The organism is Streptomyces panacea (genome assembly GCF_040560175.1).
GTDB lineage: Bacteria > Actinomycetota > Actinomycetes > Streptomycetales > Streptomycetaceae > Streptomyces > Streptomyces panacea.
The window spans coordinates 1-11,420 of sequence record NZ_JARJHW010000219.1 but is presented as its reverse complement, the minus strand read 5'-3'; the positions used below and the strand labels follow the sequence as shown (position 1 = coordinate 11,420).

At 68.2% G+C, this 11,420-nt stretch carries 9 protein-coding genes; 2 read left to right on the top strand and 7 right to left on the bottom strand.

Annotated features, from left to right (window positions below; all coding sequences use genetic code 11):
- The first annotated feature begins 190 nt into the window (after nucleotides 1-190).
- Nucleotides 191-1,600, top strand: a complete 1,410-nt coding sequence (glnA, locus tag P3L51_RS31915) for a type I glutamate--ammonia ligase (RefSeq protein ID WP_354608819.1) — start codon at nucleotides 191-193, stop codon at nucleotides 1,598-1,600.
- Between the two features lie 1,520 nt (nucleotides 1,601-3,120).
- On the opposite strand, the gene P3L51_RS31910 is transcribed toward glnA, so the two are convergent.
- Nucleotides 3,121-3,696, bottom strand: coding sequence for a CGNR zinc finger domain-containing protein (locus P3L51_RS31910; protein ID WP_354608818.1), 576 nt, complete (start codon nucleotides 3,694-3,696; stop codon nucleotides 3,121-3,123).
- A gap of 192 nt (nucleotides 3,697-3,888) precedes the next feature.
- Between P3L51_RS31910 and P3L51_RS31905 the strand changes: the two genes are divergently transcribed.
- Nucleotides 3,889-5,070 (top strand): epoxide hydrolase family protein, encoded by a 1,182-nt coding sequence (locus tag P3L51_RS31905; protein WP_354608817.1) that lies wholly within the window; start codon nucleotides 3,889-3,891, stop codon nucleotides 5,068-5,070.
- Nucleotides 5,071-5,146: 76 nt separating this feature from the next.
- On the opposite strand, the gene P3L51_RS31900 is transcribed toward P3L51_RS31905, so the two are convergent.
- From P3L51_RS31900 to P3L51_RS31875, 6 genes are all read right to left on the bottom strand, one after another.
- Nucleotides 5,147-6,235: a methyltransferase gene (locus P3L51_RS31900; protein ID WP_354608816.1), complete on the bottom strand. Its 1,089-nt coding sequence runs from the start codon at nucleotides 6,233-6,235 to the stop codon at nucleotides 5,147-5,149.
- Nucleotides 6,236-6,253: 18 nt separating this feature from the next.
- The gene (locus P3L51_RS31895; RefSeq protein ID WP_354608815.1) at nucleotides 6,254-7,057 is read right to left on the bottom strand and encodes an ABC transporter ATP-binding protein; all 804 of its coding nucleotides are present in this window, start codon (nucleotides 7,055-7,057) and stop codon (nucleotides 6,254-6,256) included.
- The gene (locus tag P3L51_RS31890) at nucleotides 7,054-8,142 is read right to left on the bottom strand and encodes a FecCD family ABC transporter permease (protein ID WP_354608814.1); all 1,089 of its coding nucleotides are present in this window, start codon (nucleotides 8,140-8,142) and stop codon (nucleotides 7,054-7,056) included. Before P3L51_RS31890 ends, P3L51_RS31895 begins: the two co-directional genes overlap by 4 nt.
- Nucleotides 8,139-9,194 (bottom strand): FecCD family ABC transporter permease, encoded by a 1,056-nt coding sequence (locus P3L51_RS31885; RefSeq protein ID WP_354608813.1) that lies wholly within the window; start codon nucleotides 9,192-9,194, stop codon nucleotides 8,139-8,141. The genes P3L51_RS31890 and P3L51_RS31885 overlap by 4 nt, the downstream gene beginning before the upstream one ends.
- Nucleotides 9,191-10,240: an iron-siderophore ABC transporter substrate-binding protein gene (locus P3L51_RS31880; protein WP_354608812.1), complete on the bottom strand. Its 1,050-nt coding sequence runs from the start codon at nucleotides 10,238-10,240 to the stop codon at nucleotides 9,191-9,193. The genes P3L51_RS31885 and P3L51_RS31880 overlap by 4 nt, the downstream gene beginning before the upstream one ends.
- A 232-nt stretch (nucleotides 10,241-10,472) precedes the next feature.
- Nucleotides 10,473-11,264, bottom strand: coding sequence for a helix-turn-helix transcriptional regulator (locus P3L51_RS31875; protein WP_354608811.1), 792 nt, complete (start codon nucleotides 11,262-11,264; stop codon nucleotides 10,473-10,475).
- Nucleotides 11,265-11,420 lie beyond the last annotated feature (156 nt).

Sequence of the window (11,420 nt, the reverse complement as noted above, 5' to 3'; positions counted from 1 at the left end):
TTTCAAGCCGCGGTGGCCGGTCTGTGGAACGGCGCACACCCAGGCCGGTTAACTTCGGCGAAACAAATGGGTCATGCTTGAGAAATCCCGCATACCTATGGTCGGGTCCTGCGTGTGCCACCGCACTGGCCGCACGACCAGTAGCGATAAACCCCCGCCCCTCCCCGGGGACGGGAGGAGGAGGAGCTGGATGTTCCAGAACGCCGATGACGCCAAGAAGTTCATCGCGGACGAGGACGTGAAGTTCGTAGACGTCCGCTTCTGCGACCTGCCTGGCGTGATGCAGCACTTCACGATCCCGGCGAAGGCGTTCAACCCGGATGACGAACTGGCCTTCGACGGCTCGTCGATCCGCGGTTTCCAGGCGATCCACGAGTCGGACATGGCGCTCCGCGCCGACCTGTCGACCGCTCGGGTGGACCCGTTCCGTCGCGACAAGACGGTGAACATCAACTTCTTCATCCACGACCCGATCACGGGCGAGCAGTACAGCCGCGACCCGCGCAACATCGCCAAGAAGGCCGAGGCCTACCTCGCGTCCACGGGCATCGCGGACACCGCGTACTTCGGCCCGGAGGCCGAGTTCTACGTCTTCGACAGCGTGCGCTTCAACACGACGTCGAACGAGAGCTTCTACCACATCGACTCCGAGGCCGGCGCCTGGAACACGGGCTCCACCGAGGACAACCGCGGCTACAAGGTCCGTTACAAGGGCGGCTACTTCCCGGCCCCGCCGGTCGACCACTTCGCCGACCTGCGCGCCGAGATCTCCCTGGAGCTGGACGCCGTCGGCCTCCAGGTCGAGCGCCAGCACCACGAGGTCGGCACCGCCGGCCAGGCCGAGATCAACTACAAGTTCAACACGCTGCTCGCCGCGGCCGACGACCTGATGCTCTTCAAGTACATCGTGAAGAACGTCGCCTGGCGCAACAACAAGACCGCGACCTTCATGCCCAAGCCGATCTTCGGCGACAACGGCTCCGGCATGCACGTCCACCAGTCCCTGTGGGCCGGTGGCGACCCGCTCTTCTACGACGAGCAGGGTTACGCGGGCCTGTCGGACACCGCCCGCTACTACATCGGCGGCATCCTCAAGCACGCGCCGTCGCTGCTGGCGTTCACGAACCCGACGGTGAACTCGTACCACCGCCTGGTCCCCGGCTTCGAGGCCCCGGTCAACCTGGTCTACTCGCAGCGCAACCGCTCGGCCGCGATGCGCATCCCGATCACCGGCTCCAACCCGAAGGCCAAGCGCGTCGAATTCCGCGCCCCGGACCCGTCGTCCAACCCGTACCTGGCCTTCTCGGCGCTGCTCCTCGCGGGCCTCGACGGCATCAAGAACAAGATCGAGCCGGCGGAGCCGATCGACAAGGACCTCTACGAGCTGGCCCCGGAGGAGCACGCGGGCGTGGCCCAGGTCCCGACCTCCCTCCCGGCGGTGCTGGAGGCCCTTGAGGCCGACAACGAGTACCTGCAGGCGGGCGGCGTGTTCACGTCGGACCTGATCGAGACGTGGATCGACTACAAGCGCACCAGCGAAATCGCCCCGATCCAACTCCGCCCGCACCCGCACGAGTTCGAGCTGTACTTCGACATTTAAGATGTAAGGCTCGAACCAGATAAGCAACAGCAGGCCGCAACGAGCATTGGCTCCACCCCCTGGGGTGGAGCCAATGCTCGTTTTGGGCTGCCAGCCACGAAAGAGCGCCGGGACGGTCTGGAACCTTTAGCCTTGAGAGCCTGAACTCTCCCGAACTCGCTTGGTGTCAAAGGGGAGAGCACCCTGACCAGAGCCGGCCTCCCCTTGCCGCATCGGCCCTTATCCTGCTCGTCGCGCAGCAGCGCCCTAACGGACCAGGGCAGCGGCTTCGCGGTTCCTCGCTTCTTCATGGTCGGGGGTGGTCGGTGCCGCGCGCCGGTGTCACACGCAGGGGGTGACGCCCCCGAAACGTGTCCCGACGATTCCCCTGCGTCTATGAACGGGAGTCACTTCAGAATATTAGGCGCATATCGCACACGATACTCCGCAGAGGTCACCATAATATTGCGCGCACCCTCCCACGCAATTGAAAGAGAAACGCCCTCTCCGTTTTTCTCGCACGTCACTCTCGACACCTCAGACAGACCCCAGTCAACCCGATCCGGCTCGGTCTTCATAGCGAGAGTCAGCCCCCCTGTCAGACTAAGACGATCCACCCCCACCAGCGTAAGAATTACGAGTCGAGGGTCTCCTTGAACGTCAGAACGCACCCGACCGACGTCGTCCCAAATATAGTTGAATGTCAGTTCGACGCTGTACCCGAACTCGACGAACCGGAGATCCACCAAGAGACACTCCTCAAAATACTTCCATCGCCGCAACTCCGAATTCAATTGCCGATAAACAGGGTCCTTCATCTTGAGTGCACCTCAATCCCATGGCTGTTTTTAGGAGTTGTAGCATTGCCGAACTCGTCCAAGTAGTTCCCGTGCCCGTTCCTCACGCGAACACCCCATCCCCCATTTCGACTCATCACCCTCACTTCCTCTCCCGCTTCATTCGTAAACAGATACCCCTTCTTGTTGTTCGCCAAGAGGCACCGGCGGCGGGGTAGGCGTAGGTGCGCTCGATGTCCAGCACAGCAACCCAAGTAAGATTTTCGATTCCGCCCGGATGAACGGATAGTGACGGCCACTCGGTGTCGTTACAGACTCGCAGCCACTGCACGGGCGACAGCGGAGTCAACTCCTTCTCCCGGCCAGCGCTGTGCACCTGTTGTGCACCGGCCCGCCCGATACAGGCACATCCGTGCTGGTGAGAACTCTCATTGAGCTGTACTTCGACATCCGAACCGCGAAGTCCGCGTGTGCACCGCGGGGCCGTTTTGCTGACGTGACGTCAGAGAGACTGCGAGGGCCGCTACCCCATTGCCGGGGCAGCGGCCCTCGTTGGTTTGTCCCGGTCCTGTGCCGTGGCAGGTAGACAAGGGGGATCGTTCGCCGCCCTCCGGACGGGGCGGACGGGGGCGAAGCAAACTGGATCAGTGGTGGAGCCGCAGAGGCCGTTGTCCGGGGCGCGGGTCTCGCGTTGGATTTCGAGATGGCTGCCGTGGGCCCACCTGGATGCGTCGGGATCGGCGACTACTTTGCCGACCCCGGGGTTTCGTGTTTGTGGGCGTTGAAGCGCGCCTTCTTCTGGCGATTGCCGCACGTGTTCATGTCGCACCACTTGCGGGTGCGACTCTGGCTGGTGTCGAAGAAGGCCGCTTGGCAGGTTGGCGACGAGCACAAGGCCAGTTTTCCGTCTCGTTCGCCCGCGATGACGCTGATCGCGTCGGCGGCGACAACGCCCAGGGCATCCTCCACGGAGGAAGTCGAGCCGAGTCGCCATTGCCGATTTCCCTCGGGCGTCAGGATGGCCGCGGCCCGGCTCTGAGCGCTGCGGTCATTGATGACCTGGACAGCGGACGCGGGGAGGGGTTCTCGGCGTGCGGCCGCTGTCGCGGCGGCGTGAATTGATTCCCGCAGCTCCCAGGCGCGTTCGAGCTGGGCGGTGGTGCAGGACTCCACGGCGAGGCCACTCACCGCCAGCCAGTCGACAAGTCGGTTCGGCGCGGGAATACGTTCCACCGCGTCGCCGCGACGCTCCGTCAGGGTCGCCGTGAAGCTGGTCGCCAGCACCTTGCCGAGACGGAAGTCGGGGAACTGAGCACGCATGGAACCACCTTAGCCGGTTGCACGCCAACGTCGCGATCTGTTAGAACCGTCTTAGCCGGTTCCGACATGTCACAAGCGGTTCGCCCGATGACCAGGAGGTCCCATGTCCACACACCGGTACGTCACCGACGCCGCGGCCGGCCCTGATCGTGGCGTTGTCACCACGTCCGCCCACCCCGGCGGGGGCATCTCATGAACCGTCGAACCAGCGACGTGCAGGCATTCGAAGCCCACGCGACCGACACCGACCTCGACGATCTGCGCGGGCGACTGGCCGCGGCACGGCTGCCGGAGGCCGAGACGGTCTGTCGCGCCGCGCCCGACCCGCGCCGATGGGATCAGGGCGTTCCTCTCGCCGACCTCGCCGATCTCGTGAACTACTGGCGCACCGGGTACGACTGGCGGTCGTTCGAAGCGCGCCTCAACCAGATCGGCCAGTTCCGCACGACCATCGACGGGGTGGGAATCCACTTCCTGCACCGCCGATCCGCGCGCGCGGAGGCCACTCCTCTGATCGTGACGCACGGCTGGCCGGGCAGCATCGCTGAGTTCATCGATGTGGTGGACGAGCTGGCGGATCCGAAAGACGCGGACACGCCGGCGTTCCATGTCGTGGTCCCGTCGCTGCCAGGTTTCGGTTACAGCGACAAGCCGGCCACCACCGGGTGGGGAACCGAGAAGATCGCGGCCGCCTGGGTGGAACTGATGGGAAGGCTCGGCTACAGCAAGTTCACCGCCCACGGCGGCGACTGGGGTGGTGTGATCACCACCATCCTCGGCGGCAGGTTCCCGGAGCACGTGCTCGGCATCCACACCACGACCGCGCAGGCACCGCCCGGGTTGACAACGGACGGGCTGACGGCGGCCGAGCGCGAATGGACCGAGGAGACCCGCGATTTCTGGCGCCACCACGCGGCGTACGCGAAGCAGCAGGCGACCCGACCGCAGACCATCGGATATTCGCTCGTCGACTCACCGGTCGGGCTTCTCGCCTGGATCCTTGACAAGTTCGCCGAGTGGACAGATACCGAAGACAGCCCGTTCGAGACGATTTCCAGAGACAGGATTCTGGACAACGTCACCCTGTACTGGCTGACACGGACCGGCGCGTCGTCGGCCCGCATCTACTACGAAAGCCACAACTCACTCGACCCCGGTCTTCGGGTCGACGTCCCGTCAGCAATCAGCGTGTATCCCCGCGACATCGAGAAGTGTCCCCGCGTCTGGGCACAGGAGCGGTACCGGCAGATCGTCCGATGGCGGTCGCCCGAGACCGGGGGGCATTTCCCGTCGCTGGAGGTTCCCGGCTATTTCGTCAAGGATCTGCGAGAAGGCCTCGCGGCAGTGCTGGCCGCTCGCGGTAATTGCTCATGACAGCACCGGCCTTCGTCGCTCGTGCAGCGGGCAAGGGCCGCTTCCCTGCTCTGCTTCGACGTCTGGACCGCGCGGCCTAGGCTCCCGGTGTCGCCTCGATGAGGTGGAAGATGTTGGGGGCCGGCAGTGGGGTCACCGTGCGGAGGGTGAAGTCGGAGGCTGTGCAGAGTGCCCTGAAGTCCGCCTCCGTGCGTTCCCGGCCTCCGACGTTCACCAGCATGTTCAGGTCGCTGAGGTAGACCGTGCCGGGCTGGTCGGTGGGGACCGTCGGGGGGAGTACCGGTTCGACCATCAGGAGGGCGCCGTCGGTGGGGACGACCTCTCTGATGTGGCGCAGGATCGTGGCGCATCGGGTGTCGTTCCAGTCGTGGATGATGCTTTTGAGTAGATAGAGGTCTCCCCCGCTCGGGGCCGATTCGACGAAGTCGCCGGTGCGCAGTTCGACCCGGTCGGTGAGGCCGTCGCGGGCCAGGCGGTCGGGGGCCTGGGCCAGGCCCTCGGGGGTGTCGTAGAGGATGCCGCGCAGTCCGGGGTGGGTTCTGAGGATCGCGCTGAGCAGGGTGCCGTCGCCGCCTCCCATGTCCACGACGGTGGTGAAGCGGGCGAAGTCGTAGTGGTGCGGTGCCGCTTCGGCGGCCAGGCGGGTCCCCTGGCTCATCGCGGCGTTGAAGTCTGCCGAGAGCGTGGGGTGTTGCCCGAGGTGGCCGAAGAAGTCCGTGCCGAAGACGGTGGCGAACGTGGTCTCTCCGGTACGTACTCCCTCGTCCAGCAGATCCCAGGCCCGGAGCATGACGGGATCGGTGAACATCGCGGCCATGGCGCGCATGCTGCCGGTGGTGTCGGAGCGCAGGAGGTCGCCGGCCCCGGTCGTGCGGAAGGCGCCGGGCTCGGGCTCGTCCAGGAGTCGCAGTCCGGCCAGGGCGCGCAGCAGGCGCAGGGTGGCCTGGGGATGGGTGGCGAGGGTGCGGGCCAGGTCGGTGGCGGTGAGGTTGTTCGTACCGATCCGGTCGAAGATGCCCAACCGCACCGCCGTGCCCAGGGCCTGGGTGGCCATCTGTCCGAGTACGAGTCGGGACACCGTGCCGCGGGCCTGCCAGGCGGTGTCGTCGGCGCGGGCCTGCCATGCGGTGTCGTCGCTGTTCCGGTTGTCACGTTCCGCGGACATGGGACCTCCTGGGTTGATTCACGCGCGTACGTGGTGGCGGCCGATCGGGAGCATCAGGGGTCTGCCGGAGACGGGGTCCTCGATGACGCGGCTGTCGAGGCCGAACACCGTGTGGACGGTCTCCCGCGTCAGTACGTCGGACGGGGGGCCGGAGGCGTGGAGGCGGCCGGACGCGAGGGCGATGAGGTGGTCCGCGTAGCGGGCCGCGAGGTTGAGGTCGTGCAGGACCATGACGATCGTGGTGCCGCGGGCCTCGTTCAGGTCGGTCAGCAGGTCGAGGACCTCGATCTGGTGGCTCGCGTCGAGGAAGGTGGTGGGCTCGTCGAACAGGAGCAGATCGGTCTGCTGGGCGAGCGCCATCGCGATCCATACGCGTTGGCGCTGGCCGCCGGAGAGTTCGTCCACGGCGCGGTCGGCGAGGGACGTCGTGTGCGTCGCCTCCAGGGCGGACGCCACGGCGTCGTCGTCCGTCTTCTTCCAGCGGGAGAAGGCGGTCTGGTGCGGGTGCCGGCCGCGACCGACGAGGTCCGCGACCGTGATTCCCTCGGGGGCCACCGGGGACTGCGGCAACAGGCCGAGCGTACGGGCCAGTTCCTTCGCGGGCAGGCGGTGCACCTCCTTGCCGTCCAGCACGACGCGGCCCTCGCGGGGTGCGAGCAGACGGGACATGGCGCGCAGCAGTGTGGACTTCCCGCAGGCGTTGGCGCCGACGATCACCGTGATCCTGCCGGGCGGGACGGCCAGGTCGAGGGAGTCGATGACCGTGCGGTCGCCGTACCCGAGGGTGAGATGTTCGGCGGCGAGTGAATGGGTCGTGGTCATGGCGAGCCTCCCGCCCGGTTGGTGCGGATGATCAGATAGACGAGGTAGGGGGCGCCGAGTACGCCGGTGACGACGCCGACCGGGTAGCGGGCGCCGAAGGCGAACTGGCCGCAGAAGTCGGCGACGAGGACCAGCAGGGCCCCGACCAGTCCGGCGGGCACCAGCAGGGACGTACCGGCGCCGACGATCCGGGCCGCGATGGGGCCGGAGAGGAACGCCACGAACGCGATCGGCCCGGCCGCCGCCGTGGCGAAGGCGATCAGCCCGACGGCGGCCACGATCACCGTGATACGGGTGCGTTCGACGCGTACGCCGAGAGCGGCGGCCGTGTCGTCGCCGAGCCGCATCGCGGAGAGGTCGCGCGAGCGTGCCAGCAGTACGGGCGTGAGTACGGCCACGGCGACGAGCACCGGTACGGTCTGGTCCCATGTCGCGCCGTTGAGGCTGCCGGTCAGCCAGCGCATCGCCTCCTGGAGATCCCACTCCGCGGCTTGGGACAGTACGTAGGACGTGGCGCTGTCGAGCATCGCGGAGATCCCGATGCCGATCAGGATGAGCCGTGCGCCGACCACGCCGTCCCGGAACGCCAGGCTGTACACCAGGATCGCCACCCCGAGACCGGCGGCGATGGCGAGGATCGACACCTGCGTCTCGCCGAGGGACAGCGTCACGATCGCGACCGCCGCCGCGGCGCTCGCGCCGGAGCTGATGCCGATGATGTCGGGGCTGGCGAGCGGGTTGCGGAGCATCGTCTGGAAGGTGACGCCCGCCAGACCGAAGCTGAATCCCGCCACCACGGCGAGGACGGCCCGCGGCAGCCGGAGGCGCCCGACCGTGAAGGAGGCGCCGGGCACCTGTTCGCCGAGGACGACCCGGACCACGTCGTGGGGCGGGTAGAACGTCTGGCCCGCCATCAGGGTGACGGCGAACGCGGCGACGAGGAGTACGGCGAGTACGAGGACGACCAGGCGACGACGGGACGCGCGCCGGACCCGGCCGCGGGCCACGACCTCGACGCCGATCACGGCTTCCGGCGCTTCGGCGCCTTCGGCGGACGGTCGCCCGGTCAGGACCTTGGCGCTCACAGGGCACGCACCTTCTGACGGCGGACGATGTAGATGAAGAACGGGGCGCCGATCAGCGCCGTGACGATGCCCACGTCGATCTCCGCGGGCCGCGCCACGACCCGTCCGACCACGTCGGCGGCCGTGAGCAGCGACGCCCCGAGCAGCACCGAGAACGGCAGCAGCCAGCGGTGGTCGACGCCGATCAGCAGGCGGCAGGCGTGCGGTACGACAAGGCCGACGAACGCGATCGGCCCCGCGACCGCGGTGGACGCGCCGCACAGCACGACGGCGCCGAGCGCCGCCACGGCCCGTACGACGGCGACGCGTTCGCCGAGCCCGGCCGCGAGTTCGTCGCCCAGCGCGAGCGAGTTCAACGCGCGGGCCGACAGCAGGCAGAGGGCGAAGCCCACCGCGAGGAAGGGCAGGACGTGCCCGATGCGGTCGAAGGACGCGCCGCCGACACCGCCGATCTGCCAGAGCCGGAAGCTTCCCGCGATGTCGTTGCGCGGCAGGACGACCGCGCTGACGAGCGAGGCGAACGCCGCCGACGTGGCGGCGCCGGCGAGGGCGAGTTTGAGGGGCGTGGCGCCTCCTCGTCCGAGTGTCCCGACCACGTACACGAACAGGGCCGAGACCGCGGCGCCCCCGGTCGCGACCCAGATGTACCCGGTGGGTGACGTGAGCCCGAAGAAGGCGACGGCGGTGACGACGGCGAGCGAGGCGCCCATGTTGACGCCGAGGATGCCGGGATCGGCGAGCGGGTTGCGGGTCACCCCCTGCATGACGGCCCCGGCCAGGCCGAGCGCACCGCCGATCACGACCGCGAGGACGGTACGGGGGATGCGCTTGGCGGCCGCCGCCTGCTCCAGGGTGTCGTCCGCTCCCGCGAGCGCCGCCCAGACGTCGGACCAGGCGACGGCGCGCGAGCCGAAGGCGAGGGACGACACCATGAGGGCGGCCAGCACCAGGACCGCGAGGAGCAGCCACAGTGTCCGGGGGCTCGCCGGACGGCGGGGCACGACGGCCTCGGGTGGAGTCCTGGTGCCGGCTGCCGGGTCGACCGTCGTCACTTGACCTTGTCCGCGGCCTCGGCGAGCGCCGCGACGTAGTCGTCCAGCACCCAGGAGATCGACAGGGGTGTCGGGTTGGCGGCGGTCGCCAGGGGTGCGTCACCGGGCAGCAGGTACGCCGAGCCGCGGCCGATGGCGGGGATCTTCGAGAGCAGCGGGTCCTTGCCGAGCGAGGTGAGCAGTTCGCCGGACTCGTCGCCGTAGCCGGTGATGATGTCGACGTCGTCGAACACGTCGATCTGTTCGGCGCTCTTCGTCAGGGCGAACTTCTTCGTGCCCTCGGACGCCTTCGCGATGCTGCCGGGGATCTTCAGGCCGAGGTCCTCGAAGAAGAGGGTCCGGGTGTCGTGCGCCGTGTAGAAGCCGATCTCGCTCACGTCGTTGGGGTCGACGTGGGTCATGAACATCGCCGACTTCCCCTTGAGCTGGGGGTACTTGGCGACGGTCTGGGAGATGTCGCCCTCAAGGTCCGTGATCAGCTTCTCGCCCTTGTCCGCGAGTCCGATCGCCTTGCTGTTCGTCCGGATGATCTCGCGCCACGGGGTCGCCCACGGGGCCTCCGGGTATGCCACGACGGGGGCGATCTCGCTCAGCGTGTCGTAGTCCTGGCGGGTCAGTCCGGAGTACGCGGCGAGGATGACGTCCGGCTCGGTGTCGGCCACGGCCTCGAAGTCGATGCCGTCGGTCTCGTCGAACAGCACCGGCGTGTCCGCCTTGAGTTCGTCAAGACGCTCGGCGGTCCAGGGCAGGACGCCGTCGTCGTTGTCGTCGCCGAAGTTCGCCTTCGCCATACCGACGGGTACGACGCCGAGCGCCAACGGCACTTCGTCGTTGGCCCAGTTGACCGTGGCGACGCGCTTGGGCCTGGCGGGGATGGTGGTCTTCCCCAGGGCGTGCTCGACCGTCAGGGGAAAGCCGCTCGAACCGCCCTTCTTCTCGCCCTCGCTCCCGCTCTCGGTGTCGGCCGGGCCGCCGCAGGCGGCGAGACCCGTCAGGGCGGTTGCGGCGGCGGCCGCCATGAGCAGGCGAAGACGGTGTGCAGGCATGGGTCCGTACTCAGCTTTCGGAAGGTCGGGGGTACGGTCCTCGCCGGGGGCGCGGTGCTCGCACGGCCGGGTCGCGGGAGTCGCGGGATGCGTCGCGAAAGGACGCGCCACGTCCCCGGGACCCGACTGGACACCCGGTTAGGTAAGGCTTACCTTCGCACCTTATGAGAAGGGGCCGCTGTGTCGCAATCGCCGCTTTCAGACAGGGGTTGTAGCAATCGGGACATGCGGATCACTGCGTACGGACGGCGCCCGGCGTACGGAAGGTGCCCGGCGTCAGCCCCGTCGTACGCCGGAACGCCACGCCGAAGGCACTCGCCGACCGGTAGCCGACCTGCTCCGCGACGGCCTCGACTTCCCAGCCCCGGGTGAGCAGGGCGACCGCGTGCTGCGCCCGTACGGCCGCCACCCAGCGCGCGAAGCTCGTACCCGTCTCGGTGTTGAACGCGCGGGTGATCGTGCGGGGGCTGACCCGCAGCGCGGACGCCCACTCCGTCAGGGTCCGGGGGTCCCCCGGATCCTCGCGCACCGCCTCGGCGATCGGGCGCAGCAGGGTGGAGGTGGGTACGTGGACGAGCAACTCGCGCGGCGAAGGCGCGAGTACGTCGAGCACCAGCACCTCGGTCGCCGCGCGCGAGGCGGCGGAGAGGCCGGGGTCGCCGAGCCGTTCCAGCAGCAGTCGCAGCAGGGGCGTGATCTCGACGGCCACCGGCGCCGGTGAGATCGACGACGTGGTCCGGAAGCCGAAGAAACTCGCCCGGAACCAGGTGCCGGCGACCGCCGAACCGGAGTGCGGCGTCCCCGCCGGCATCCAGAGGCCCAGCGCCGGGGTGACGGTCCAGACCCGTGCGCCGACCACCGCCGAGGACGCGCCGCGTTCGTTCCAGAGCAGTTCGTGGAAGGGGTGGGAGTGCTCGTCCCAGACGGTGTCGTGGGCGACGACCTCGTCGTAGCCCGCGATGACGAACGGCGTGTCCACCCCGCCGGGCGCGATCGCCGGCAGCGATCTGGTCTCCCTGGTCATGCGCGGGGCCGGTCCGCGCAGGAGCCGGTGAGAGGGATGACGTATCGCATTCCGTCACCATAGGCCGTGTCTGACAAATGGCGCCGTCCGCCCGCAGGGCGGGGCTCACGACGTCCGGTGCGTGCGATCGCAAGGCGGAGGATCGCTCTCGTACTG

Bases quoted from the DNA above. Each gene is read 5' to 3' on its own strand.
- glnA (WP_354608819.1), top strand. From the start codon at position 191: ATGTTCCAGAACGCCGATGACGCCAAGAAGTTCATCGCGGACGAGGAC.
- P3L51_RS31910 (WP_354608818.1), bottom strand. From the start codon at position 3,696: ATGCGTGCTCAGTTCCCCGACTTCCGTCTCGGCAAGGTGCTGGCGACC.
- P3L51_RS31905 (WP_354608817.1), top strand. From the start codon at position 3,889: ATGAACCGTCGAACCAGCGACGTGCAGGCATTCGAAGCCCACGCGACC.
- P3L51_RS31900 (WP_354608816.1), bottom strand. From the start codon at position 6,235: ATGTCCGCGGAACGTGACAACCGGAACAGCGACGACACCGCATGGCAG.
- P3L51_RS31895 (WP_354608815.1), bottom strand. From the start codon at position 7,057: ATGACCACGACCCATTCACTCGCCGCCGAACATCTCACCCTCGGGTAC.
- P3L51_RS31880 (WP_354608812.1), bottom strand. From the start codon at position 10,240: ATGCCTGCACACCGTCTTCGCCTGCTCATGGCGGCCGCCGCCGCAACC.
- P3L51_RS31875 (WP_354608811.1), bottom strand. From the start codon at position 11,264: ATGACCAGGGAGACCAGATCGCTGCCGGCGATCGCGCCCGGCGGGGTG.